Origin of the sequence: Maribacter chungangensis, assembly GCF_042676845.1 — a bacterium.
Classification (GTDB): domain Bacteria; phylum Bacteroidota; class Bacteroidia; order Flavobacteriales; family Flavobacteriaceae; genus Maribacter; species Maribacter chungangensis.
Genome location: NZ_JBHTHY010000003.1, coordinates 1,237,020 through 1,262,271, shown reverse-complemented (window position 1 = coordinate 1,262,271; position 25,252 = coordinate 1,237,020). Strand labels below are relative to the sequence as shown.

Below are 25,252 nucleotides of genomic sequence, written 5' to 3'. Positions count from 1 at the left end.
ATGAAGTATGCCATAGAAACTTAAATAGTTGATTCTTTTACAGATAAGCCCTTCAAGGGTAATCCAGCTAGTGCTTGTTTATTAAATCAAACCCTGTCGGATGAACAAATGAAAACTATTGCCAAAGAATTAGGGCTTTTAGAAACAGCATTTATCACACAAATAAAAAATCAGGATAAATATTCTATCCGCTATTTTTCGCCAGTGATGGAAATTCCACTATGTGGGCACGCAACATTAGCTGCTTCAAAAGTTCTTTTTGAAATTAATCCAAAAATAAATACAGTACATTTTAAATATCCAAAATTTGGATTTAATGATTTGAAAGTGTGGAGTAAAAATTGAAATGGAATTCCCAATTTATGAAACTGCATCACAAAATGTACCTGATGAATTATTAAAAGCACTTGGTATTGAAACCATTATACATAGTGTGTTCAATAAAGAAACAAAAATCCTACTTCTTGAAATTGAAAGTGGTCAACAATTAGAAAATCTATCACCTGATTTTTAAAAACTAAAGCGCTCACATGATTCCATAAACGGAGTATTGATAACCGCGCCCTCTCAAAGAACAAATTTTGATTTTGAATCAAGACACTTTTGACCTTGGAGCGGCACAAATGAAGACCCTGTAACAGGAGGTACCCATACCTTCATAACAAAATATTGGAGTAATCGATTGAACAAAAAGAAAATGAATTCATTTCAATGCTCTAAAAGGACTGGATTTCTGGAAGTAGAGTTAATTAGTGCTTCTAAATTACTGATAAAAAGTGAGGCTCAAATAGTTTTAAAAGGAGAGCTAAGTATCTGAAGAAAAGTTAACGCTGATGAAAATAGAAATTCTAAACACAGAAGTACAATTAGAAAACGACTCGGTTCTACTGTTACCCTTTGAGTATCCAAGAAATGTGGAGCTTAAAGACATCATCTTTGAAAAAGAAATTTGGAGCTATATGGGCACGAACATGAATGCCGAGTCGGATTTCGAAATTATGTATTGAATACCATTTCCGATAAAAACAAGGGCATCTGCTATTCGTTTATCATTATCGATAAAGCAAATAGTAAAATCGCAGGCAGCACCAGATACGGTTATCTGAATGAATCCAGTCTAAAAAGCGAAATCGGCTGGACATGGTATGGAACGGATTTTCAAGGAACTGGATAAAAAAAGACTCGTAAATACGAGTTATTGAAATTCGGTTTTGAAACTATAGGGTTTCGGCGTATCCAATTTAGTGCTGACCAAGAAAATATAAGATCACAACGAGCGATTGAAAAGCTTGGCGCAACAAGGGAAGGTACTTTTAGAAACAATTATATAGTTGCAAACGGCCAGAGTAGAAATGATATTTACTTTAGCATCATTCGAGAAGAATGGGATAGTCTAAAAAATTGCATATTCACAGAGTTTCAATCCTACAATGTATGAACTACGATAAAAAAAGTATCAGGGCTATTCAAAATACAGAAAACGGTGAAACATCAGAAGAAACCATTTTCGAGTATCGGCAAAGCGGTGATATCCTAACTTCGGAGTACCGAGGTGGGCAAATAAGAAAAGGACATCTCGTTGGTTTAGTCAGCAAAGATGGAGCCATAGAAATGCGGTATCATCAAGTAAATACCAAAGGAGAACTAATGACGGGAATATGCTTTTCAAAACCTCTAATTATGGATAATGGTGCAATACAACTTCATGAAACTTGGCAATGGACCTCTGGGGGCAATTCAGGAGGAATATCTATTTTAGAAGAATTAATGCCAAATTAAATAAGAATAGGCATTGTACAAACATCCGCTAAAAAAGGAGCTATTTCCCTGAATATTAAGAACCATCTGAACTTAATTAAAAGTGCACTACCCTCAAAGCCCGATTTGATAGTGTTTCCTGAGCTATCCATTATAGGCTACGAACCGGAATTGGCCAAAAAACTGGCTTGTACTATAGACGATGAAAGATTCAATTCCTTTCAAGCAATAGCTAATACAAACAAACTCACAATCGGCATAGGAATGCCAACCCAATCTAAGGAGGGCATCAAGATAAGTATGCTATTATTTCCACCCCATAAAGCGCGATTGATCTACTCCAAACAGCTACTGCATGATGATGAATTACCCTATTTTGTTAGTAGTAACAATCAGGTTTTCTTAACTATAAAAGAAAAGAAAATCGCTTTTGGAATTTGTTATGAGGCACTACAATGGGAACACTTTATAAAAGCCGTAGAAAACAAGGTCATTATCTACATTGCTAGTGTAGCCAAGCCTGAAAGGGGAAACAAAAAGGCCTATGTACATTTACCATCAATAGCCAAAGAGTTTAAGATACCTATACTCATGTCAAACTGTGTAGGTTAATACGATAATTTTATGAGTAATGGAAAAAGTGCTGCATGGAATAAAGATGGAAAGTTAGTAGCCCAACTTGGGGAAAAAAATCAAGGTTTGCTGAATTACGAAACCGAAAATGAAGAGGCAACCATTTTACAAATCGATAATTAACAAACAGTGTTATGGAGATTAGATTAAACTGCGAGAATTGTGACCATCCACTACTGAATAATAGTAAGGAGGCTATGATCTGTACTTTTGATTGTACTTTTTGTAAGGATTGCGTTGACACTATTTTAAAAAATGTCTGTCCAAATTGTGGCGGTGGTTTTGAAAAAAGACCAACAAGACCAAAGGAACTTTTATACAAATACCCACCATCTAACAAGAAAATACTAAAACCGGTTAACATGAAGAAATTTCAACTTACGCTCAATAAGTTCAAAAAAATAAAGCCTTCCGATAGATAGAAAAACTAAATATTGACAATAAATCAAGCCATATGAGCATAGAAAACAGTAAACTGACAGATATAAATAACATATTTAACCTGTACAACTCCGCAACCCACTATATGAAATCAAAAAATCAAGTTCACTGGCCAGAATTTCCGAAAGATTTAATACTAAATAAAATAGAGGGAAATAGACAATGGAAGTTATTGATTGAAGATAAAATTCCATGCATATGAGCGACAACATTAAATGACGAATTAATTTGGGGAGACAAAAACAAAGATCCATCGATTTATATTCATCGAATTGCTACAAATCCAGATTTTAGAGGGCAAAACCTGGTTAAAAAATTAATTCATTGGGCGAACGAATATGGAAACAACAAAGGTCTAAAATATATCCGAATGGATACTGTTGGTCTAGATACTGGTTTAATTGGACATTATGAAAAACTTGGATTTGAATTTTTAGGAACCAAAAGGATTGAAGATGCAAATGGTTTGCCGGAACACAACCATTGGGGAGAGGTTTGTTATTTTCAAAAGGCAATTATATAACGAAGTCTTTGATTAGGTTTAATTAATAAAACTAAGAACAGAAAAATTTATGGATAAAATTCAAATTACCTCCAAATATCTAAATGAACTGGCCAATCATTTCATTTTAATAAGTGCTTTATTAACTGGTTTTTCTATAGCATATATTGCCAACATAGTAGTTTCAAAAAATAAAAACAGTATTTCGAATGCTTTATTAATCATAGCAACTTTAGCCGCTTGTTGTTTTCTTATTTCCGTATTTGGTTTGACAAAACTCTTACAGATGACGACGGAAGGTTATCCTTATGAAATTGAATAAAAGGACTTTGTACTACCAAGAAGGATTAGCGCAGCGGCATTTATGATTGGTATAACAGCTCTATCAGCACTTATCGGTCTTTCTGGATGGATGAAATCAAAAACTATTGGAATAATTACCACTATAATTGGCATTTTGACACTCATAATTGTATTAATGGTATCTTGACTTTACAGACAATTCAATGCAGAAGGAAATAGAAACGAATAAGCGGGTAATGGATGGTAAAGTGTCATGTATATGGATACATGAATTAACCTAGTGAGTAATTACAAGGAATCCTTATGCTATAATCTTGGAGTAGCTATTAATTTGGATTTTGGGAAAAATGCTAAGTAGATTTACTACTTCCAAAATGTAACGATTGTTATCTATTGTTCTATCGCTATTTTTTTTGCTGGCACGAAGGCGATTATGAGCCCTACCATTGTAATGATCAAATCCTTTTTCATGTCTTGTTAATTTATTAGGCTAAGCACCATAATTTTAGAAAAAAAAATTGAATATGAAAAGTAACCGACTAGGGTAAATATAGCATATACCCAAACAACTAAATATTGATTTTATAAAATGCTATTTGCTTCATTAATAGTTAAAAAAATAAAACGACTCTTTAAAAAAAGAGTCGTTTTTAAAAATTGAAATGAATAATGTTTACAAATTATCAGGACAAAAATCCAATACCTCACCTGCATCAGGCTCATCTCCTTCTGCTACCACATTGCCATTAGCAGATGTGATACTAAATTGTACCTCAGAATCAAAATCACCAGAAACAAACACTATAGAAATTGTTTGGGCTCCAGTAGGAACTTCAAACGTGAATTCTTGTGTGGATGCAGCAAAAGGCCGTGTACCATCGTCTACATTAGCAATAGAATTTACTGGTCCACCGTCAATACTCACGTCTAAGCTAGCTCCGTTCCAGCTGTCCCCAAATGTATCAGTAGTGCTTACCGTCCATGTACCAGCTGTAGGAACAGATGGGGCACAAACGATGTTTGCCGTATGCAAAAAACGCGCATTAAAGAAGGCTCCTGTTAATGTACCTGTATTCTGATCAAAGGAAAACCTTCTTCCGTCGGTCAATACCATTTCAAACCTCACGGTAAATTGATCCCCTCCAAATATTTCATCACCGGGTAAGCTCAACGCAGATTGTATGGCATCCGCAGTAGTAGTATACTCATATCTCGGCAAATTAAACGGTCCAGGAGTAAAAGCAGAAGCAGGAATGGTCTCTACCAACAACTCTTCACGGTCATTGTCCGCTCCCGCTTCGTCTGTATTGTCCCTAAATCCGAAGTAGACCTCAACTTCAGATAAGAGTGCACCATCTTCTTCGTCTTGCGCTTCAAGCAGGACCGTAAAATTACCTCCTACTAACTCACTCGTTGCTACATTAAATAAAATCTCATCTTCTAATATTTCTACCGTCCTAAGTGCTGCTCCACTTTGCACATCCTCAAAGATGCTATCTATGATTTCGTCTCCTTCTGAGCAGGAGGCAAATAATATAGCCAAACTTGCCAGAACAGTTTTCAAATGATTATCAACATTTTTTTTCATTTTTATTGTCTTTTATTATTAGTTAGCAGGTGGAAATGCAGGACTTGCAGGATTTGTATCCCAGAATACCTGAGTGTTAAGGTCTGTTCTTTGTGTCAAATTGGGATTGGTAATCACCTCGTTCTGTGGAAGCAATAAGGTTCTAGGGAACGGCCCAGGGTTAAGCTCCCAATTTGGTGTTAGTGTAGTGGGATATCCTGTTTTCCTGTAGTAATTGTAACTTTCCGTTGCACCACCGTAAAGTGTAACAAAGTATTGCTCCGCAAAGATGTTTTGTTTGTCGTCACCTGTTGCCGCATTGAATTCTGCCACGATACCATCAATGTAAGTTGTTACTTCAGCCTCCGTAGGAGCTAATGATAAATCTGCAGAGCCGTCCAAAACACCAAAACTCTGTACTTTTTCAATCGATTTTTCCAACCCGGACCGCAGGAACGTTGCCTTATCCTCATCGGATCCCATTTCCCCTCGCCAAAAATCTACATATGAAGATAGGATGATAGGCTCTATACCGGCTCCACCTCCGCCTTTTCCAAGCCCTACTCCATCTGTAAGCCCAGAATCTGCATCGAACGCACTGCTATCAAACAGCCCACCCGCAGGGTACACCCCTACAGCTGTTCTCTTAAAGCTATCCGGTGGGCCACCTTCATCGTTGCCATGAGATCTTCCCCAATATCCATTATTTACGCTACAATAGGTGAACCCTCCATCCAAATAATGTTGAGGTGGAACTTCTATAGAACAAGATAAATCTTCCTGATTTGGTGGAACAGGCACACCATCTATGTCCAAAGCACCTGGAGTACCGTTCGCTTGACGATAGAAATAGTATCGAATCCTTGGGTCATCATTTTCAAGCATGGTCTCCATTAACCAGTTGGATTGGTAAATATTAGCACCGGATGGTGTATAATCATCTGCGTAATCCGGATGTCTTGAATCCGGCTGCAGTTCACTAGTACCATAACGCAACTGGAAATCATCTTCCGAATCCGTGATAAAATTATCTGCTGCTATAACAGCATTAAAAGCCGAAACATTACCTGTGTTCTTGTACGATCGCAAACGAATAGTATTAATCAGCTTTACCCATTTGGTCGTATCCTCATTGTAAAAGATATCCACAGCACCTTGTGATTCCGGTGCAGCCTCCAACAAGACTTCCGCTTCATCCAACAGTTGGAAAGCTGCTGCGTAAACTGCTTCTCCACTATCCAGTCTAGGAGCTGGAAACTCTGTTGGCTGACCTGCTTCGCTAAAAGCGGCTAAGCCAATAAAATCGACCATTTGAAATAAGGAGTGCGCATATAAGGTTTTGGCAACCCCAATATGGAAAGAGTAGTCAACGTCAGTAGTTGCATCAATAGCCTCCAAAGCCTGTAAATTGGTAAGGATACCTATATCCACTAAATCGCCTACTCCATTGACATCAGAACTGTAGATTCTTCCCCAAGCACCATCAAGCGTTGAACTTGGTATTGCGTTAAAATAAACACGCCCATTAAAGTAATCTATCCTAGTATATTCTGCGGCCTCATCACTAAACGTATCTTGGTTTGTACCATACGCTAATTGAATGGCGTTCAGCAATAAATTAGGGTCGGCTTGATCGGTAGACAAGTCGTTTGGACTTACACGCTGATCTAAATCTGTTGTCTCACAAGAGGTAATAAATCCACCAACAAGGAGCGCTATTGTTATATTTTTAATTATTTTTTTCATTGTATTACTCATTAACAATTTTGTTAGAAACTTGCTTTTAGTGTGACACCGTATCTTCTTGCAGAAGGTCCGTTAGTCTGGTCGAAACCAAATCCGTTACCAATACCTACACCGGCTACATTGGGGTCAAAATTGGCACCGTCCGGGGTATTATATGCATCGTACCAAAGGTTAAACCCTTGAGCCGTTACAGTAAGGCTGCCGAATGGCGTACGGTCCAAATATTTGGCCGGGAAACTATAGCTTAAGGATACCTCCTGCAACCGAACAACCGAAGCATCGTAAATACGGGTTTCCGTGGGGCCGAACAACACATTGTTAAAGAAGTAGGTTGAGTTGTTTATCTGAAGGTCGTTGGGCTGTCCCGTACTTTGACGAATGCCAGGTAAAATATAGGTATTCAATCTATCCTCCGTTTCAGTAATCAAACCTCTTCCTAATAGTTGCGCGGTAGTATAAGAAAGAATATCGCCACCTTTGGTGTGGTTTATCTGAAAGTTAAGATTCCAATTCTTGTACTTGATGTTGTTAATAAAGTTCATGGTGTAATCCGCTACCGCGTCTCCAATAATAGGCACGTTACCGTCATTATCTTGATCTGCAACAACAAACCTACCAGCATCATTGATCAAAAAATTGCCATCATCATCCCTTGCTATTGCGGTACCTACGATAGTACGTAACGACTCCCCTTCGATCGCCGCATTAGATCCTCGAAAAAGCGCACCACCTTCTGCTAGGGAACCTGCATAGGCAATAAAATCCTGCTCTTGTTCCACAACGATTTCCTCATTGGTAAAAAAGTTTATGCTGGAATTCCAAGAGAAGTTCTCGCTTCTGATAACATCTACACCTAGTACGACCTCCCAACCTTTGTTACTTATCTCTCCAATATTACTTTGAGTGAAACTAAAACCTGTGGATGGTGCCAACGGCTCGGTCACGATAAGATCGTTCGTTCTACGATCGTAGTAGGTTAAATCAAGTGATACTCTGTTTTTCCATAATTTGGATTCGATACCTACTTCATATTCTTCCAATAACTCTGGACGAAGGTTTGGATTTGCTCTAAAGTTATCTACCTGGTTAGTAGTTAAAGCGCCACCATCAAACGGATCTACGAAAATTTGTGGATTCTGTTGTACCACGTTTACCGTCGGGTACGCAAACTCAGTGTCAAAGTTTGCAGATGTACCATAACTAGCTCTTACTTTCAAGAAGTTTAGTCCATTTTCGGATTTTAACCCATTCCATGCAGCTGTTGGTAAGAATGATAAACTGGCGCCTGGATAGGTCTGATTACGGTTTTCACGGGCAAAATTGGAAACCCAGTCAGATCTTGCCGAAACTGTTAAGAACAGCATATTATCATAATCTAAGGTGGCCTGGCCTAAAAGACCGGCTATATTTCTATTTCTAGAAAATTGAATCGGTAACTGGTTTTCAAAATTAAAGTGTCTTTTTACACCGAAAACAAGTTGTCCCGTGCTGGCAACACCGGAACGATCAAAATTATCTTGTCTGGAGTTTGCACCTACCGTAAAGGTCATGCCCATTTTTTCGGAAAGATCATAATTACCGTTTAATGACAAGAAGTGATCCCAAATTGTATTATTGTTATCAAAGGTATCATAGAAACCGAATATAGCATCTGGGAATTCTACCCCTCCTTTGTTAGATCCGTTGATGTTACGTTCGTTATAGAAGTCTAGCCCGGACCTCCAAGTAACGTTCAAGTTATCATTTATGGCATAGTCTAAGGAAAGATTCCAGTTGAATCTATTTGTTAATTGTCTGTACGTAACGTTTTTGGCTGTCCATCTAGGGTTGATGATGTCGTTACCATTACGGTAGTACACACTGGAGCCATCAATAGGATTTTCGAAAGGTAGACCCATCAAATCAACACTACGCGGCGTAAAGAATACATTTCCAAATACGGAAAGACCATCAGTACCGTTACCTCTACTGGACGCAACGGGCGGGCTTTTGAAATCCGTTCTTGCGAAGTTCATGGTTCCTCTAACTGTGAACTTGTTGGTCAGTTTAGAAACGCCACCTATAGATATGGTTGTTCTGTTAAGTCCATTGCCTGGGATAAAACCTTCTTCATCCAAATAACCTAGGTTGGCGTTGAAACTTGTATTACCATCCGCAGAACCGCCAGAAATATTTACCGAAGTGTTTGTTGAATATCCTGGTCTAAAGAATTCCTCCAAAGAATTGTAAGGCTTCCATTCATAACGAGCACCCTGAAGTTCAGGAAATGCATTTCGAGTAGATGCTACCGCAGTTGTTGAATAAGGATGTTCCAAAGTTCCGTTAGCATCTATTAGTGGTTGTCTTCCATAGCCAGCAATACCGCCTTCTTCAAAACTCGGTCCCCAGTTACTAAAGAACCATCCAAAATTTTGGTCAAAACCGTTACCAAAAGAATCTTGGTAATCAGGAATAGAGGCCATTTCAATTGCATTATAGGACTGACTAACAGAGATTTCCGTCTTCTTGGGACCTCCTACATTGGCGGCACCAGCCTTGGTAGTAATCAAGATAACACCGTTACGACCCTGGCTACCATACAGAGTGGCAGCAGCAAGTCCCTTAAGAACTTCGACGTTTTCGATGTTGTTCGGATCTAAATCCAAAAATCTTGAAGAACTAGGATTACCTTCTATAAAATCCCCAGGAGCGTTAGTATCATTAGAGAATGGAATCCCATCTACAATAAATAGCGCCTGGTTAGTACCGCTAAAAGAACTAAGCCCTCTTACAGTAATATTAGTAGCCGAACCGGATGAGCCCCCCGATGCTACTACTTGTACACCTGCGGCCTTACCTGATAACACCCTGGCAACATCACCTTCCGTTCTGCCTTCTAATTGATCTGCTCCAACGGATGTTGTTGCATAACCAAGCGCTTTTTTCTCTCGCTTGATACCTTGTGCAGTAACAACCACCTCTTCCAATGCTTGTGCATCTTCTTCCATTTGAACGTTTACCGTGTTGCCCGCTCCGACAGCTTGCCTTACAGCTTTCTGACCTATGTAGGTAAATAGAAGTGTTTGCCCCGCTGACGCGCTAATGGCATAATTACCATCAAAATCAGTTTGGGTACCATTGGTTGTTCCTTCAACAACTATGTTTACCCCGGGCAACGGCAACCCATCTTGGTCGGTAACCGTTCCGGATACCGTTTTCTCTTGTGCTAAGGTAATGTGCACAATTAACGCTAAAAATAGCGTTAGCATTCCATTTAGTTTTGTTCTCATTTTGTAAATAAAATTTAAAGAGTTAGTTATTACTCAACCTTTGAATCGACCTGCCAAAAAGGTTAATAAAAAGTTAAGAGACGCCGCAAGGAACTAAAAAATAGTAGACGTGAATTTTGTTTGAAACGAAATGCGAGAATTTTGCTATAAGATTCTATGAATTTCAAAGAAGAAAAAAGAAGAAAAAATAGGGTAACAACATTCAACCAATTGTACCGTTGTGGGAATAGTACTAAACTTTTGGGGGTAGATTATTAATATCAAAACGGAATACAAAGACCCTTTTATTGTTTATACATTTTCTCCTACCCTTTATCTTGTTATTTAACAGTAATATAATCTGTATACATTTTGCGTTTATTTCAACAAAGTATACTAGTATTCATTTTAATTGCTAATGAAAGCAAGCTCTCTGACTATTCCAAAGTTTCATTTATCGAAAAAGTGATTTCAAATGTTTTGAGAAATGGATAAGATAAAAATAGATATGATTTTCTAAATACCCACGCAATAAAAGTAAGTTGATTAGCTATTGTAAGAATTATACTATTATGATTATACCAATCTGTAAACTAACAATTTCTTCATATTTCAAGGAAGACAATCTAATTCATGAAATAATCTCCAATATTTGGGTTAGCCTTTTACTTAAGCAATATTCACTTGCAGTATTCCCTAAGTGTAGCTTAATTTAAATCAACATATGACACTATATACTAATTGCTAATACGAGTTTAATTACCTTTAACTATAAATTATATTAGAACTACGCAAACACATGCTTTAAAATAACTGGGATTATTTTTAATTTGTCAATTAAGAAAATGCGAGCAAGTGATGCTAACTAAAAATAAAAACTACTCAATTCTTTGTCCTGAACTCTTAACTCCGCTTCTCAATTCCACAATAAAGAAAGTGATTAAATGTTGTCACCATAAAAATTTGCTGCCAAAGGAATTAAATTTGCTACAAAATCGAATTTTTGTAATCTAAACAACATGATGAATGAAAATATGAACTGAAAATAATTCCCTAGAATAAATTAAAACTTGCTTACCCCATAACTAATAAAGCCATCAAGTAACGACACTAAATAAGCCCAAGTAAACGTATTAATCAACCTTACATAGTACTGAATCGATTTTACTCCATATGAATAAATCTTAAGTTGTGAATTGCCACCAGTAATTTACTACCCAAAAATTCTGATTCGCGGTAAAAAAAAATCATAACTATTCTGTTTAGTACAATGCTACAGCTAATAAGACCTAATTTCATACGAGCCCTTGTATTAGGATAAAAAAGCCTAAACCAATTTATAGTATTAATTACCAAATTATTTTTATTTATTCATTTAATGACATTAGTAAGCTTTTTAATCTTCAGTCAAGAATCAAACTATAACTTTAAAATAGGTGGCTTCATTACATTTGGCAATAATATAGTATCCTCTCGTATTGATACAGGTTTTGATGAAGATGATAATGTTGAATGTACTAAAACTAAGTACAGAATAGGTTTATAGCTGAGTATTTATTAAAAAAGGTAAGTCCTTGATTTTAGGAACAGTTTACAATAGTTGAATAGGAAAATATCATTCTGATGTAGGCTTCCCCTTTACGACTACGCCGACATAAAAATAGTTCTAACTTTTACGATATTTCGTAAATCACAGTTTTGTTGCAAATGATTCTCCATTAATTTTTGTTGCACCGATATGTCATTACGTTTCACATTTGTGATATTACATTTCAATTTTTATCAATGAAAGAAAATTATACTTCTTTTACACTAAAAGTGTATGAAAAGTATTACTTGACTATTAAGTTCCTCTTGGATAGCATGGATAATTTAAGAAAAACCAAATATAACTATTCAGCCAATTTTCCAACATAAAATCATATCAAATGTTATGGTAGTTTTATTAAAAATATATTAAAGTCACCCTATTAAAACTCAATATGAGCTACCTTAAAAGATATAAATTTATAAGAAATTCTCATTTGAAATATTTTAGAATCTTAAAAAACATCGTTTTCCTTTGTGTATTATTTCTAGTGCAGAACCTAGTTCAATCACAACAGGAAAAAAACGAACAATTATCTTACCCTGATTCAATTCGAAAATATTTTCCAACAGATAGCGCTAAAACAAAGATTTTGATTTCGGATTATATATCAAAATCTTTACAAGATAACAATCCAGAAGATCTTTTTGACAGCTACCATGCATTGGCATCTTTTTATCATAAACATAAAGATACTATCAGGTATATTGAATATACAGATAGCCTTTTCTCCGTTGCAAAAAATAACAACTTAAAAATAGAACTACTGAAAGGGTATCATTTGAAAAACCTTTACTTAAGACTTATATATGGACTTGATGACCCAAGAATATTCGATAATATCTATAACGCGTTACAAGTTTCCAAAGAAATTAATAGTAAAATATGGGAATGTAAGTTTAATAGAGATATTGCCGAATATTATCAACTAACAAGAGAGTATGATAAAGCACTATTATTCTATAAAAATAACCTCTCCATTTTAAAACAGATTACCAAATCACAGGATTACCACAAGTTTAAAATATGGGGTAGTAGCATAGAAACTACTAACTTGGAAATTTCTAAAATTTATATAGAGTTAAAGGAAATAGATTCTGCCAGATTATACAATAATATCGCCAAATCTGTTTTAGATACCACGGAGGGAAATTATCACGATGTATACCGATTTAGACAGAAAATACAAGAGCTTGAAATCAATTTACTTGAAAATGATGTCCAATTAGCTAAAGAACACTTTGATGAAGCGTATAAAATAGTACCTGATTTCTATCAAAAATCCGACATTGATTTTACGAAAGATTATTATTCCGGATTGATAAGTTACCAAGAAGGAAATTTTCAAGAAGCTATTGTTTTTTTCGAAGCCCTTGATACCGTTCGAATCAAGTCAAATGAACGTTTAGGTTTTTTTCATAACGACCTTTATAAGAAACTTTACAAGTCCTTTTTAAGAACTAATAATTTAACAAAAGCAGACTATTATTTTGAGAAGCATTTATCCTCTATAAGAGGCCAAATGGATGTCAACAATTCGGTAAACTCAAATTTCAAAAAAACTGAAATAGACCAATACAACATAGAGGTAGAAACGCTTAAAAAACAAAAAGCAAAACAATGGTATGTTTTACTGGCCAGCTTCATGGCGTCTACTTTAATAATTTGCTTGCTTATAGTACGTTTCAGAAAACAGCAAGCAAAAAGCAAAGAGAAATTAAGATTACTCTTGAATCAGATATCCAAAAATGAAACACAACTAAAACCCAAAGTAGCTCCTCTGAATATTAACGATGATGAAATGAAAAGGATTATTGAAAAAATAAACGAGTTGGAGGATAAAAAATACTATTTAAGAATGGATCTAACAGCTTCAAGCCTGGCCAAAAAACTTAAAACCAACACTACATATTTATCCAAGATTATCAATATCCACTATCAAAAAAAATTCACAACCTATATTAATGACTTAAGAATAGACTATGTCATTGATAGGTTGAAAAATGATAATCTTTACAGAAGATATACCATACATTCCCTTGCCAATGAGGTTGGTTTTAAAAGCAAAGAATCTTTTAATGCTGCGTTTAAAAAAAGAACAGGGGTACTGCCTTCTGCTTTAATTAAAGAACTTGCGAAAAAATCAAAACAATACCAGAGCTGATTATTTTGTCAGTTTGCTTGTTACTCTTCCCCTACACTAATTAAAATCCTCTTCTTTACTACAACCATTAGCACGTAATCTATTGAATTTCTATTATTTAAGCTACCATTTAATACCCTTTTTAAGGTATCTTAAGGTGCTTAATTTTATAAAATTAAGCACCTACCTTTTTTAAAACAGGGATATTTATTGGTTATTTATAAGAACAAACGGTAGCCACAATGAAAATAACAAAGTTAGATGGAGATGAATGGTTGTTCAGCCAACAGCTGAACCCATTGGAGGAAATAGAAAAAGGTAACCGCGGAGAGAAAATATTTATTTCCGATATTTTAGAAATGTACTCAGAAGACCATTTTTCTAGCAAACATACTTTTTAAAATTTTTGAGGTAATTGCGTAAAACACACCATTTAATATGTATTCAACAATTAACCTAGGCGAATAAATTTTAAAAAATGAATAATGGTTTTAATGTTTTATGAATCTCACGCTATTCATTTCTTAACTTAAGTGTATAAGCTTTTGTCCATACCCTTGCTAGTTTTGTGATGAACACCATTTTTGTTGGAAAGTGTAAGAAATAATAGAAATCTCAATATCAAAAAAAAATAATATGATAAATTTTCCTAACAAAATCATTGTACCTGAGGGAAACAAAAAACACCTATTTGAAATCAATGAAGTTAAATTTATTAAAGCGGACAGGTACTATGTGAACGTATGTTGTTTCAATAAAAAAGTATTGATAAGGATTACCATGAAAAAATTGGAAGAGCTTTTGCCTGATCTGTTTATACGTATTAGCAAATCAGTAATAATTAATGTTCGCCATGTTATTAGAATTGAAGAATCCAAATCTTCCTGCGGTGTTGTACTTTCTGGTGAGATAGAACAACAGGTATCTGAAAAATATAAACAAGCCTTTGACCACTATTTCTCTGAAAAAGTATAATCAGTTTTAGGTATCTCCCAAACCCAGATAAGGTAAGTCCAAAATGAACAAAAAGTGATTGATTAGCTTAAACTTCAAATAAAATATGTCCAGGTCCAAATGGTATTGCAACATTCAATCAACCATCAAGTGTAACTAGATAGCATCTTTAAATATAATTATACCCAGATACCAAAAGAATGACAAAAAGATTAAACGATAAAACTACTAAAGTGAGCATTACACAATCAAAACGTCATTTATTAATAGCCTTAATTCTATTTCATTTCAGCGGTCACATACTTGCTCAAAAGTTAGTGCCAAAAAAACGGACGATAGAGCCAGACCACATAGTCACTTCTAAAATAATGGGAAGGGATTATCAACTATACATGTCATTTCCCACAAGCTATTCAGCTACAGACACCATTTCATATCCTGTTCTATACGTTTTAGATGGTCAACTCTCCTATCACAAATTTAGTTCGTCGCATAAAAGTTTTGGCTTCGAAAATGAGCTGGAAGATGTCATAATCGTTGGTATTGGATCAGGCTTGGACATGGCATCTTGGTTTATCCATAGGAGTTTTGACTACACACCATCCGTTGACATTCGCTATCAAGATAAGATGGAGAAACAGTTTGGGATACCAAAAGGAACCATACAATCAGGGGGATCAGCCAAATACCTTAAAGTTTTAAAAACCGAAATTATTCCTTTTGTGGACAAACATTATAAAACTACAGAAGATAGAGGAATCAGCGGACATTCTTTGGGAGGTTTGTTTGCATCTTACTGTCTATTATACTCTGATGGATTTTTTACCCGATTTGGAATAAATAGTCCTTCGCTTATGTGGAACAATAATGAATTACTGACCCGTTTTATCGCTGAAATTGAAAATAAAACTAGATGGGGGTTACCACCGACCAGAATCTTTATTTCAGTCGGTGAATTAGAAGGCTCAAAAATGGTTCCTGCCATGATTACATTAAGTATGAATCTTGAAGATTTAAACGATGAGAATATAGATTTAGATTGGCAAATATTTGAAAAGGAAACGCATTTATCCGTGGATGCAGCTAGTATGAATCGTACGCTTTCAGTTCTATACGGAAACGAGTAGGGTTAATTTAAAATAGTTAAATAGATATTAAATGCCATAAAGATATATGCCGTCCTATTTTGACATAAAACAGTTAGAAATAATTAAATCAAAGCAATACTATCCACCCAATTGAAGGCTCAATTTATTTCAAAATTACACCAACAAATTATATGACAACATTATAAAAACCTGAAAAGAAAGCATACTAAGTTATCTTACTGGGTATATATTTTTAATTATGATAACAATGAGAACAACAACATTTATCTTCTTTTTACTAATGGTTTCAAATTCTTACACGCAGGCAAAAACCTTTACTGAGGAGGTAGCAACTGGATATACAGTTATTCAGTTACATTCTAAATTCTTCCAACAAAAGAGAACGATAAAAGTATCCTTACCCAAACAATATGATAGCTCAAAAAACTATCCAGTAATCTATACACTCGATGGAAATAGCTTATTTTATATCACATCAAACTATGTTGGTCAACTAAGTAAGTTAACCGTAGATGATGACGGTTTCGACTACGGTTCCGATGCCATACCCCAATCTATTGTGGTAGGAATATTTCATAATGACAGAGGATACGAAACACAGCCCAATTTTAGCCTAATAGAAAATATACACGAATCTGAATTTTTGGAAGGCCCTGAAAAATTGAAGAACTTTTTATTTGAAGAAGTTGTTCCTTACGTAGATTCAACTTACAACACCTCGGGGTATAATGCTATCATTGGACATTCCAATACTGCTCATTTTGTTATGTGCTTACCGTTTCAAAACAGAAATCCGTTCGAAGGGATAATTTCGATTTCACTAACTGGAGGAACAAAAAGGTTCAAGGAGCAAATACAAAGCTATCTAGAAAAAAATGAGAGCGCAACAATATTTTTAGGGTATGGCACCAAAGATATTGGTTTTAATGAATTGGCAAAAAGTCTAAAAGGAGCGGTCACCAACAAAAATTTGGAAATACGCGCCTATAATGGAAATCACAACGAAATGCCCGTATTGGCATTAGCAAACGGAATCAAGCATCTTTTTTATAAATATAGAAATGTAGACGACTTCACCGAAGCATCAGTTAAAAAAGACTTTGATATAGCACTTTACCTAAAACAATATCAAAGAAAAAACAAGGAAGCTTATGGTATTGAAACTGTAATGAAAGAGGATGACTTCTATACCTTACGTGATTTAAGTATTAAAACCAAGAATAAGCGGGTTATGAACCAAATCCTGGAATACGACTCAAAAGCCAATGGATTTGAACAACAGACCCATATGATGTTTATCTTCAATAAGCAAATTGCGGATTATGAAAAAGCCGAGCAGTATGCTAATCAAATGCTCAATAGCAGTGATGAGTTTGAAAATAGAATATTAAAGGCCAATCTTAACCACTATTATGAACTTTTTATTGATGACATGGGATATTTTGAGAAAGGTATGCGCTTTTTTGAAGAAGGAAAAAAAAGGTTTAAGGACAGACAATTGGAATTCAGTTATTTCGTAGCCAAAATATCCATTGAACATAATTTCAAAAAAACCAAGGGGTATTCTAATTTGAAATATTGCATGAAAAACTATCAAGAAAATAGGTACTTCAATGAACTTGATTTGGAGCGTTTAAGTGATTTTTAGGCTTTTTAACTCAAAACAATAATGAAATTACGCTGAATCTAAAATCAATTAACCTGATATTTTTTCCAACACCAATGTAGACTTTTCTAAAAAATAAAAAAAGTGATTAACAGTTACATTCGCTAAAACCTCTTTCTTTTCGACAATTCCAATTAAACCTTTCCAAATCATCTCTATACTATCTATCTGGGGTAGTATATTTTCTTCTCAAAATCTATGAGCATACTTACAAATTTGTGCTATAGCACATAAATAACAACTAACGAGAATGACTTTTTGAAATAAAATAAAAAAACTGTAACCTTCACGGATTGACAATAATCATATAGGCGTAACTTTTCTAAAACATTAAAGAATGAATGATTTTATTTTTGGACCTGGAATTGTATTAGTGGCATTATTTGTATCCGCGGGATACACAATTTACACTTTTATTAAAGCATCACATTTAGAGCGAATGGCTAAAATTGAAAAAGGCATTGATACCAGCCAGCCGTCAAATAGTCGATACTTGGAATTAAAACTAGGGATGTTAATGATAGGTATTTCTTTTGGTTTGCTTTTGGCCTACTTAATCGAAAAAATATCAAAAACTGACGAATTGGTTTTTTATCCCGCATTAATGCTCTTGTTTGGTGGAGGAAGTCTTATTGTATCATTTTTCTGGGCAAAACGATTACAGAAAAACAAATAACCCTTTATGGATACCCATTACATAAATGAGGTTTTAAAGGGAAACACCAATGCTTTTGGGTATTTCATAAGAACATATCAAAACAAAGCTTTTGGCTTGGCTATTTCTATAGTCAAACGTGAAGATGATGCAAAGGATGTTGTTCAGGATAGTTTTATTACCGCCTATTCTTCACTGACCAACTTTCGAAACGACTCAAAATTTTCCACTTGGTTTTACCGTATTGTGGTCAATACGGCCCTACAATTCATAAAACGGGAAAAGCGGAAACATGAGGTTACGGGAGAATATTCTATTACAAAAGATGAAAAAACCGCACTTAATAACGCCATTAGTCAATTAGAAAAACAAGATTTAAAGAAACTCATAAAAGGGATCTTTGAAATAATCTCAGCAAAAGAAGCTTTGGTTTTACAACTATATTATATCGATGAGCAGAATATTGCGGAGATTGAAGCTATCACTTCGCTTACCAAAGCTAATGTAAAAGTGCTACTATACCGCGGCAGAAAAAGTTTTTACAAAGTACTGAAGAATCAAAAACTTAAAGAACTCAATTAAAATGGACAAGGAAGATCGTTTAATGGAAATCTTGAGGGAAATAGATGCTGTTAATGGGCCTATTGACCTAGAAAATGCTGTTTTGAAGGCAATAATGGAACAGGAACACTCAAAGCAAAAAATAGCCAACTACAAAGCAAAAGGCATGAAGGCTTTGACAGTATCCGTTATTTTAATAATAGCCCTTGGAATCCTGTTCAGCATGTCGGGGTATGTTCGTACAGTCGAGCATTCCATTATAACATATACCTCGATAATAATAGTTCTCATTGTCCTTTTCATACAACTTGAAATGGGCGGAACAAACATTTTTAAAAACCACAAAAACATCACCTAATGAAAAATATATCAATATATATAATCTTAATATTCCTTTCCAGTTGCCAGGTAAGTCCAGAAAATCCATTTGACGAAAAAATTGTCAAAATTGACAATAACCTCGAAAAAATATCAAAAGAGGATGGTTATAGCGGTACAGTTTTAATAGCTAAAAACGAAGACGTACTTTTTGAAAAGGCCTATGGTTATGCGAATCTCGCACATCAAGTACCAAATAAAATAGATACAAAGTTTGGAATAGCATCAATGGGCAAAATGTTTACCGCCGTTGCAATAATGCAACTGATAGAGCAGGAAAAACTAAAACTTAACAGTAAAGTTGGTGAAACGCTACCCGATTATCCAAATACTGTTGTTAGAGACAGTGTTACCGTTGAACAGCTTTTAGTGCATACCTCTGGATTAACCGATTTTTTTAATGATAAATTCGAACATCGTGCCAAGCACAGCGTTAGAACAATTGCTGATTACTATAGCTTATTTGGAGATGATAACCTACTATTTTCTCCGGGTAGCCAATTTAGATACAGTAATGCTGGGTATATCGTTCTTGGAATGATAATAGAGCGTTTATCGGGAGATAATTACTATGACTATGTCAAAAAATACATTTTTAAAGCTGCAGGAATGGAGAATACGGACAATTACGAAACCGATAAGTCAATTGCGAATATTGCCGAGGGGTACATTATGAAGGATGAGCATGACATTTGGACAACAAGTACCTATATGAAAGGAGCCAGAGGTAGTTCAGCAGGGGGTGCTTACTCTACTGCGGAAGATTTATTAAAGTTTGCCCTTGCCTTAAAAAACAATACCCTAGTTTCGGAAGAAAGTCTGTCTTTGATGAATTCCAACAAGAATCAGAATGGCTACGGCTATGGTTTTAGTCTCAATAAATTCAATGATACTGAGGTGTATGGTCATAATGGTGGCGCACATGGAGTTTCTGCTGAAATTGATATTTATAAGAATCTTGATTATGTGGTAGTTACGTTATCCAATAGAGGAGCACTGGATGGATGGGTAGATGTTAGAAGTATGATACGTGAAGAACTTGCGGGCTCCACTAAGGAAACCAACAAATATTTAGGTACCAAAAAACTCATTGAAACCTATGAGACCGAGGGTTTCGATGCGGCAATTACCAAATTAAAAACTATGGAGGGGAATATTTCCGATAAATATTTAATGGATACTGCAAATAAATATCGCGAGGCAAAGGAGTTTGATAAAGCTATTGATTTGCTTGAGATACTCGCTACAGAAATACCAGACTCATGGTATATCTTTAGTATACTAGCCGATACCTATTTGGAAGCAGGAAATAAAGAGTTTGCCATCGAAAATTATCACAAGAGTTTAAAACTAGATGTAAAAAATGAGTGGGCGATTGAAAAATTAGAGACGCTGGAATAAGCGGAATACTCATATATAAGATTTGGGTGTCCTTAAAAATGCAACATTTGAGAATTTAATCAGTCTTTAGGGAAATATATAGTAGTCTATGAAAACAATGCTTTCTGTAATCATATCTTTAATGCTTACTTCTTACAGTTTTGGACAAAATAATTTTATACAAATAGAAACAAACAAAACGTTAGGTTTATTTAGTTTTTTGGAAACGAGTTCTGCTCAATTAGGAACATCTCGTTCATTTCGAGAACTTATACTTGACTTTTACAAACAAGACAAAAATTTCAATATATTAATAAATTCATACTCTAAGCTCAATCTAAATCATTCCATAACAAGAGAAGAGTTTCCTAAAAAAAGACCGGCTTCCACCACGGTAAAAGATTTGTTATGGATTGCGGCTTCAAACTCGACTAGTATTGAAGGTTTTAGCCAACGGATAATCGGACTTCTGCCACACCAAACACATACTCAATTAATAGAAATATTAAAAAATATTGAAAGGTATTATGACAATTTAATATGGAATAATGAGCAAGAAAACATTGATAGTATTGAAAACAAATTAGGTAAGTATAAAAGTAAAATAAGTGAGTTATACCAAAGTATAAGTCGTTTTTATAATACTTCTTGGAATATCAATATTCCTTTTAAAATAATGCTTTATCCCATTCCATTAAGAAATGGTGCTACAACCGCAATACCAAAAGGGAATGCACTTATCTGTGGATTTCTTTCACATAATGAGAACGAATATGAATATCTACTAGGTATAATAATTCACGAAATGTGTCATATTCTATACAAAGAACAAAGCCAAGAGTTTCAACTTGAAATTGACCAATGGTTCGCAAATTCAGATTCACCTCACGCCCCGCTTGCCTACTCATTCTTTAATGAATCTTTAGCCACTGTTTTAGGTAATGGATGGGCTTACAAGGAAATTCATAAAAGTTTAGATTCTAGGGATTGGTATAATAATCAACATATTAATGGTTTTGCACATTCTATATTTCCTGTTGTTGAGCAGTACTTAAATGAAGAAAAAAGCTTAGACCAACATTTCGTAAATAAATCAATTGAACTATTTGGACAAACTTTCCCTAAGGCTACAAAAGAAATAGCTATTTTGATGAATAGCTTACAATTATTTGCCAACACAGAAGAAGAAGCCCAAATAAGTAAAATAGCTAATGATATTCATAATTATTTCAATATTCGGTCAATGTGGGTTTCAACTCCTATGTTTTCATCAGAATTTAAAGAAACTATTGATCAAAAAGAGACAACTAAGCTATTTGTCATTCATTCGGACAACATAAATACTGTAAATAAATTACAGGAACATTTTCCTTCACTTAAAATTCAAACGCCAATTAATACCATTAACATATTTAAAGATGAGAAGTCTAAGAGTACTTTAGTGGTAATAAACATTGAAGGATTAGATAAATTGAATGAGGCTTACAAAGTATTGTCCAATACTGTATATTTTGTATATGAAATTAATTATGAAATAAAATAACACCACAGAACAAAAGTAAGCCTTGCATAGGTACTTAAGTTGGTCGTAGCTCATAGGGATATGGGCCTCACTATGGTTTTTTTTATTGACGGTGATTACTGCCAAGATAAATATAAATGCTTTGAATAAGCTGGGAACAGGTAATGAAAAATATCTTTAAGTTTTATTGGACACTCTCTCATCACCTCAATAAGTTAAAAGTAACAGGGGATTGACTTTAATTTTAATATACAGTTAAACCTTTTTTTCATAAATAATATAAATAGTCAGGAACTCTTTTAGGATTATGCTCTGGTACCTTGAGGGTATAAAACACTTTTTAATTGCTATTCAACAAACTGCACCGCAGTAGACTCCTATTTGTTAATTAACTGATTAAAGCAGGACGGGGAAATTATCTTTTCTTAAAAAAAAAGTCTAAAGAACATTAACCGTTTTATAGATTTTAGCGTCTTTAAATAAAACATAAGCAATTCGTAGTTTCAATCGGTGAAGATTAACCTTGGTCGTCTATATCACTCTTCTTAACTAGTTCCAATAGTTTTCATAAATAGGGTCGTTCTCAAAAGAATATTAATCCAAATTGTAACCTTCTTAGATTGAAAACAATCATAAGGACACATTTATTAAAATATACAACTATGACTGATTACATCTATGAATTTGGAATTATGACTCTAATACTGATTGTATTGGTTGTTTATAAGCAAGCTACTACTAAAAGAATTTTATCTACGAATCGGATGACCACATTTAAAAAAGTAATTAAAAATTATCGGGCTTTAATTTTGATTTGCACAGTGGCATTTATGCCTTCGGTATCGACATATGCCCAAATGAATGCAGAGCAAATTGACAGTATAGTTAAAAAGGCGATTACAACGATGGATAATACCGTAGGTTTTGCTATTGGTGTAGTCAAAGATGGCCAGATTGTACATGCGAAAGGTTATGGTATAAATTCAATTGATTCAAAAGAAGCGGTAACTACAAATACCCCATTTGGCATTGCCTCTAATTCTAAAGCTTTTACCACAGCTGCTTTAGCCATTTTAGTAGAACAAGGAAAAGTTAATTGGGAGGATAAGGTGATAGATTATATTCCTGAATTTAAAATGTATAACGATTATGTTACTGACAACTTTAACATTCAAGATCTTTTGACCCATCGCAGTGGTCTGGGCCTAGGAGCCGGCGACCTTATGATTTTTCCGGATGGTTCTAATTTTACAATAGATGATGTGCTATCCTCATTTCAATACTTTAAACCAACGACTCCTTTTAGGACAAAGTTCGATTATGACAATTTATTGTATTTGGTAGCAGGAGAACTTACGGCGAGAGTTGCTGGAAAATCCTGGGAAGCATTTATAAATGAAGAAATATTGAAGCCCTTGGGTATGGAGCATTCATATTCAAGTTATGATGAGGCCTTTAAAAATGATGAAATTGCCGTGGCACATTCATTTGATGGTAAATCGTTGAATGCAATACAAAATCCGAAACAAGATATAAATGCCAATACAAAACCTAAAATGAATGGAGCCGCAGGCGGAATTTGGGCTAGTGCCAACGATATGTGCAAATGGATGTTAGTTCAATTGAACAAAGGAAAATATGGTGAGGATTTGGACAAAACTTTATTTTCGGAACAACAGCAACGAGAAATGTGGCGTGTACATACTGCTATGAATAAACAATCAGACCCAAAGTCGCCTTTTAAATCCCACTTTTCTGGATATGGCTTAGGTTGGTTTCTGTCAGATTTTAACGGTTTTTACAAAGTGGAACACTCCGGGTTGATAGCGGGCATGTCTTCCGAGGTAACATTAATTCCCGAACTTGAGTTGGGAATCGTTGTTTTGAATAATTCGGAAGGTGCTGGTTTCTTAAACGGTTTGATAGGTTTTATTCTATTGGATGAATATTTAAAACTTGAAACGGGAATCAATTGGCTGCAAATGGCCAAAGGTATGCAACAGGGCGGGCCGCAAATGGAGGACCCTGACACCGAAAAAGTCTGGGGCCAAGTTAATGCGAACAAAGATTTTAAAATCAATAAGGAAAAGTATATTGGAATTTATGAAGATGACTGGTTTGGGAAGGTCGAAGTTTTTGATGAAAATGGGGATTTATGGTTCAAATCCTATAAGTCTCCAAGATTAAATGGTAAAATGTATTTCTACGAGGAACATACGTTTGCCATACAATGGGAGTATCAAGACATGAAAGCCGATGCCTTTGCCATGTTTTCGGTAGACGAAAACGGCGAAGGCCAAAATATTAAAATGAAAGGGATTTCTCGTTTCATTGATTTTAGTTTTGACTTTCAAGATTTAGATTTGAAGAGAGTTTTGAAAAATACTCCAGATACCGATAGAAAAAGATAAACGTTTATTTAAATTGAAAAGTCCCAAAAACACAGTTGTGTTATGGGACTTTTTTAAATTTAATAATATTTTTAGTTTTAATTACTGCTTCTATTTGTATCTTGACTCTTCATAATCCTTCCATTGGGGTGAATTGCGATATTGTTCATTTGCCTTACTCCAATAGATAAATTTTTCTTTTATAGTATCAGTTTCAAAATCTTTGAATCGCTCCACAAACTGTTCGCCATCAAATCCAAAATTGGGTGAAATGGCTGTCAAAATATCAAATATACTCGGGTTTTCAAGCAAACAATAGCTGAGGAAAGTACCTCCATTAGAATGCCCTAAACCAATTCGTTTCGGTAGTGTTCTATATTCATTTTCTATAAGTGGAAATACTTCGAGATTCAAAAATTTCATAAACTTTTCGGCTCCACCGACATATTTACCGTATTTTTTTTATTACTTCTGAAGTTTTAGGCTTAGGTAAAAGGTCTATGTTTCTATGTTGCAAAGGCTCTTCATTGAAGGGCGATTCAATACCTACTACGATAAATGCATATTCTTGACCGTCTAAGAATTGAATTGTGGAATGTACTACGTTAAACATTTCCCTGGCTTGCGCATCAAAAACGTATATGACATCGAATTTTTTCTGATTCGTAATCATATAGCTCAGGGGTATAAACCCAGATATTTCTTTCG

General features: G+C 34.8%; 26 protein-coding genes and 1 pseudogene. 22 read left to right on the top strand and 5 right to left on the bottom strand.

What is annotated here, in order from left to right:
• The first annotated feature begins 24 nt into the window (after positions 1-24).
• From ACFQZJ_RS05320 to ACFQZJ_RS05270, 11 genes are all read left to right on the top strand, one after another.
• Positions 25-345: a PhzF family phenazine biosynthesis protein gene (locus ACFQZJ_RS05320; RefSeq protein WP_379933137.1), complete on the top strand. Its 321-nt coding sequence runs from the start codon at positions 25-27 to the stop codon at positions 343-345.
• A gap of 1 nt (position 346) precedes the next feature.
• Positions 347-514, top strand: coding sequence for a hypothetical protein (locus tag ACFQZJ_RS05315; RefSeq protein ID WP_379932821.1), 168 nt, complete (start codon positions 347-349; stop codon positions 512-514).
• A gap of 144 nt (positions 515-658) precedes the next feature.
• Complete coding sequence (locus tag ACFQZJ_RS05310) at positions 659-817, top strand: hypothetical protein (RefSeq protein WP_379933135.1); 159 nt, start codon at positions 659-661, stop codon at positions 815-817.
• 16 nt (positions 818-833) lie between these two features.
• A complete protein-coding gene (locus ACFQZJ_RS05305) occupies positions 834-1,007 on the top strand; it encodes a hypothetical protein (protein WP_379932820.1) in 174 nt (57 codons plus the stop codon).
• Entirely contained in the window at positions 1,004-1,174 is a 171-nt protein-coding gene (locus ACFQZJ_RS05300) for a hypothetical protein (protein WP_379932818.1), read from the top strand. Before ACFQZJ_RS05305 ends, ACFQZJ_RS05300 begins: the two co-directional genes overlap by 4 nt.
• A gap of 260 nt (positions 1,175-1,434) precedes the next feature.
• Positions 1,435-1,779, top strand: coding sequence for a n-acetylglutamate synthase (locus ACFQZJ_RS05295; protein ID WP_379932816.1), 345 nt, complete (start codon positions 1,435-1,437; stop codon positions 1,777-1,779).
• Positions 1,780-2,370, top strand: coding sequence for a carbon-nitrogen hydrolase family protein (locus ACFQZJ_RS05290; protein WP_379933133.1), 591 nt, complete (start codon positions 1,780-1,782; stop codon positions 2,368-2,370).
• A gap of 12 nt (positions 2,371-2,382) precedes the next feature.
• Positions 2,383-2,514 (top strand): hypothetical protein, encoded by a 132-nt coding sequence (locus ACFQZJ_RS05285; protein WP_379932815.1) that lies wholly within the window; start codon positions 2,383-2,385, stop codon positions 2,512-2,514.
• Positions 2,515-2,525: 11 nt separating this feature from the next.
• Positions 2,526-2,813: a DUF1272 domain-containing protein gene (locus ACFQZJ_RS05280; RefSeq protein ID WP_379932814.1), complete on the top strand. Its 288-nt coding sequence runs from the start codon at positions 2,526-2,528 to the stop codon at positions 2,811-2,813.
• Positions 2,814-3,058: 245 nt separating this feature from the next.
• Positions 3,059-3,355 carry a GNAT family N-acetyltransferase gene (locus ACFQZJ_RS05275; RefSeq protein WP_379933131.1) on the top strand — a complete coding sequence of 99 codons (297 nt, stop codon included), beginning with the start codon at positions 3,059-3,061 and terminating at the stop codon, positions 3,353-3,355.
• 49 nt (positions 3,356-3,404) lie between these two features.
• Positions 3,405-3,656 carry a hypothetical protein gene (locus ACFQZJ_RS05270; protein ID WP_379932813.1) on the top strand — a complete coding sequence of 84 codons (252 nt, stop codon included), beginning with the start codon at positions 3,405-3,407 and terminating at the stop codon, positions 3,654-3,656.
• Between the two features lie 654 nt (positions 3,657-4,310).
• Here ACFQZJ_RS05270 and ACFQZJ_RS05265 read toward each other — a convergent pair.
• From ACFQZJ_RS05265 to ACFQZJ_RS05255, 3 genes are read right to left on the bottom strand one after another with little or no spacing between them, the layout of a single operon-like run.
• Positions 4,311-5,225, bottom strand: a complete 915-nt coding sequence (locus ACFQZJ_RS05265; RefSeq protein ID WP_379932812.1) for a hypothetical protein — start codon at positions 5,223-5,225, stop codon at positions 4,311-4,313.
• 18 nt (positions 5,226-5,243) lie between these two features.
• Complete coding sequence (locus tag ACFQZJ_RS05260) at positions 5,244-6,950, bottom strand: SusD/RagB family nutrient-binding outer membrane lipoprotein (protein ID WP_379932810.1); 1,707 nt, start codon at positions 6,948-6,950, stop codon at positions 5,244-5,246.
• Positions 6,951-6,973: 23 nt separating this feature from the next.
• Complete coding sequence (locus ACFQZJ_RS05255) at positions 6,974-10,219, bottom strand: SusC/RagA family TonB-linked outer membrane protein (protein WP_379932808.1); 3,246 nt, start codon at positions 10,217-10,219, stop codon at positions 6,974-6,976.
• 1,961 nt (positions 10,220-12,180) lie between these two features.
• Here ACFQZJ_RS05255 and ACFQZJ_RS05250 point away from each other — a divergent pair.
• From ACFQZJ_RS05250 to ACFQZJ_RS05200, 11 genes are all read left to right on the top strand, one after another.
• Positions 12,181-13,950 carry a helix-turn-helix domain-containing protein gene (locus tag ACFQZJ_RS05250; protein ID WP_379932806.1) on the top strand — a complete coding sequence of 590 codons (1,770 nt, stop codon included), beginning with the start codon at positions 12,181-12,183 and terminating at the stop codon, positions 13,948-13,950.
• A gap of 221 nt (positions 13,951-14,171) precedes the next feature.
• Positions 14,172-14,330 (top strand): hypothetical protein, encoded by a 159-nt coding sequence (locus ACFQZJ_RS05245; protein ID WP_379932805.1) that lies wholly within the window; start codon positions 14,172-14,174, stop codon positions 14,328-14,330.
• Between the two features lie 235 nt (positions 14,331-14,565).
• On the top strand, positions 14,566-14,904 hold the full coding sequence (locus ACFQZJ_RS05240) for a LytR/AlgR family response regulator transcription factor (RefSeq protein ID WP_379932804.1): 339 nt from the start codon (positions 14,566-14,568) through the stop codon (positions 14,902-14,904).
• A 179-nt stretch (positions 14,905-15,083) separates the two neighbouring features.
• A complete protein-coding gene (locus ACFQZJ_RS05235; protein ID WP_379932803.1) occupies positions 15,084-16,010 on the top strand; it encodes an alpha/beta hydrolase in 927 nt (308 codons plus the stop codon).
• Between the two features lie 229 nt (positions 16,011-16,239).
• Positions 16,240-17,640 carry an alpha/beta hydrolase gene (locus ACFQZJ_RS05230; RefSeq protein WP_379932800.1) on the top strand — a complete coding sequence of 467 codons (1,401 nt, stop codon included), beginning with the start codon at positions 16,240-16,242 and terminating at the stop codon, positions 17,638-17,640.
• A 355-nt stretch (positions 17,641-17,995) separates the two neighbouring features.
• Positions 17,996-18,334 carry a DUF6249 domain-containing protein gene (locus ACFQZJ_RS05225; protein ID WP_379932799.1) on the top strand — a complete coding sequence of 113 codons (339 nt, stop codon included), beginning with the start codon at positions 17,996-17,998 and terminating at the stop codon, positions 18,332-18,334.
• Between the two features lie 6 nt (positions 18,335-18,340).
• Positions 18,341-18,895, top strand: a complete 555-nt coding sequence (locus tag ACFQZJ_RS05220; protein ID WP_379932798.1) for an RNA polymerase sigma factor — start codon at positions 18,341-18,343, stop codon at positions 18,893-18,895.
• Position 18,896: 1 nt separating this feature from the next.
• Positions 18,897-19,232 (top strand): hypothetical protein, encoded by a 336-nt coding sequence (locus ACFQZJ_RS05215; RefSeq protein WP_379932797.1) that lies wholly within the window; start codon positions 18,897-18,899, stop codon positions 19,230-19,232.
• Entirely contained in the window at positions 19,232-20,653 is a 1,422-nt protein-coding gene (locus tag ACFQZJ_RS05210) for a serine hydrolase (RefSeq protein ID WP_379932795.1), read from the top strand. Before ACFQZJ_RS05215 ends, ACFQZJ_RS05210 begins: the two co-directional genes overlap by 1 nt.
• An 88-nt stretch (positions 20,654-20,741) precedes the next feature.
• On the top strand, positions 20,742-22,175 hold the full coding sequence (locus ACFQZJ_RS05205) for a hypothetical protein (RefSeq protein WP_379932793.1): 1,434 nt from the start codon (positions 20,742-20,744) through the stop codon (positions 22,173-22,175).
• 836 nt (positions 22,176-23,011) lie between these two features.
• On the top strand, positions 23,012-24,565 hold the full coding sequence (locus tag ACFQZJ_RS05200) for a serine hydrolase (RefSeq protein WP_379932791.1): 1,554 nt from the start codon (positions 23,012-23,014) through the stop codon (positions 24,563-24,565).
• Between the two features lie 90 nt (positions 24,566-24,655).
• Here ACFQZJ_RS05200 and ACFQZJ_RS05195 read toward each other — a convergent pair.
• Together ACFQZJ_RS05195 and ACFQZJ_RS05190 are read right to left on the bottom strand one after the other, a co-directional pair.
• Positions 24,656-24,982, bottom strand: a pseudogene (locus ACFQZJ_RS05195) (alpha/beta hydrolase-fold protein); the annotation flags it as partial.
• A 10-nt stretch (positions 24,983-24,992) separates the two neighbouring features.
• A complete protein-coding gene (locus tag ACFQZJ_RS05190; protein WP_379932790.1) occupies positions 24,993-25,217 on the bottom strand; it encodes a hypothetical protein in 225 nt (74 codons plus the stop codon).
• Positions 25,218-25,252 lie beyond the last annotated feature (35 nt).

Bases quoted from the DNA above. Each gene is read 5' to 3' on its own strand.
- ACFQZJ_RS05315 (WP_379932821.1), top strand. From the start codon at position 347: ATGGAATTCCCAATTTATGAAACTGCATCACAAAATGTACCTGATGAA.
- ACFQZJ_RS05305 (WP_379932820.1), top strand. From the start codon at position 834: ATGAAAATAGAAATTCTAAACACAGAAGTACAATTAGAAAACGACTCG.
- ACFQZJ_RS05295 (WP_379932816.1), top strand. From the start codon at position 1,435: ATGAACTACGATAAAAAAAGTATCAGGGCTATTCAAAATACAGAAAAC.
- ACFQZJ_RS05285 (WP_379932815.1), top strand. From the start codon at position 2,383: ATGAGTAATGGAAAAAGTGCTGCATGGAATAAAGATGGAAAGTTAGTA.
- ACFQZJ_RS05280 (WP_379932814.1), top strand. From the start codon at position 2,526: ATGGAGATTAGATTAAACTGCGAGAATTGTGACCATCCACTACTGAAT.
- ACFQZJ_RS05270 (WP_379932813.1), top strand. From the start codon at position 3,405: ATGGATAAAATTCAAATTACCTCCAAATATCTAAATGAACTGGCCAAT.
- ACFQZJ_RS05265 (WP_379932812.1), bottom strand. From the start codon at position 5,225: ATGAAAAAAAATGTTGATAATCATTTGAAAACTGTTCTGGCAAGTTTG.
- ACFQZJ_RS05260 (WP_379932810.1), bottom strand. From the start codon at position 6,950: ATGAAAAAAATAATTAAAAATATAACAATAGCGCTCCTTGTTGGTGGA.
- ACFQZJ_RS05255 (WP_379932808.1), bottom strand. From the start codon at position 10,219: ATGAGAACAAAACTAAATGGAATGCTAACGCTATTTTTAGCGTTAATT.
- ACFQZJ_RS05250 (WP_379932806.1), top strand. From the start codon at position 12,181: ATGAGCTACCTTAAAAGATATAAATTTATAAGAAATTCTCATTTGAAA.
- ACFQZJ_RS05245 (WP_379932805.1), top strand. From the start codon at position 14,172: ATGAAAATAACAAAGTTAGATGGAGATGAATGGTTGTTCAGCCAACAG.
- ACFQZJ_RS05240 (WP_379932804.1), top strand. From the start codon at position 14,566: ATGATAAATTTTCCTAACAAAATCATTGTACCTGAGGGAAACAAAAAA.
- ACFQZJ_RS05235 (WP_379932803.1), top strand. From the start codon at position 15,084: ATGACAAAAAGATTAAACGATAAAACTACTAAAGTGAGCATTACACAA.
- ACFQZJ_RS05230 (WP_379932800.1), top strand. From the start codon at position 16,240: ATGAGAACAACAACATTTATCTTCTTTTTACTAATGGTTTCAAATTCT.
- ACFQZJ_RS05225 (WP_379932799.1), top strand. From the start codon at position 17,996: ATGAATGATTTTATTTTTGGACCTGGAATTGTATTAGTGGCATTATTT.
- ACFQZJ_RS05220 (WP_379932798.1), top strand. From the start codon at position 18,341: ATGGATACCCATTACATAAATGAGGTTTTAAAGGGAAACACCAATGCT.
- ACFQZJ_RS05215 (WP_379932797.1), top strand. From the start codon at position 18,897: ATGGACAAGGAAGATCGTTTAATGGAAATCTTGAGGGAAATAGATGCT.
- ACFQZJ_RS05210 (WP_379932795.1), top strand. From the start codon at position 19,232: ATGAAAAATATATCAATATATATAATCTTAATATTCCTTTCCAGTTGC.
- ACFQZJ_RS05205 (WP_379932793.1), top strand. From the start codon at position 20,742: ATGAAAACAATGCTTTCTGTAATCATATCTTTAATGCTTACTTCTTAC.
- ACFQZJ_RS05200 (WP_379932791.1), top strand. From the start codon at position 23,012: ATGAATGCAGAGCAAATTGACAGTATAGTTAAAAAGGCGATTACAACG.
- ACFQZJ_RS05190 (WP_379932790.1), bottom strand. From the start codon at position 25,217: ATGATTACGAATCAGAAAAAATTCGATGTCATATACGTTTTTGATGCG.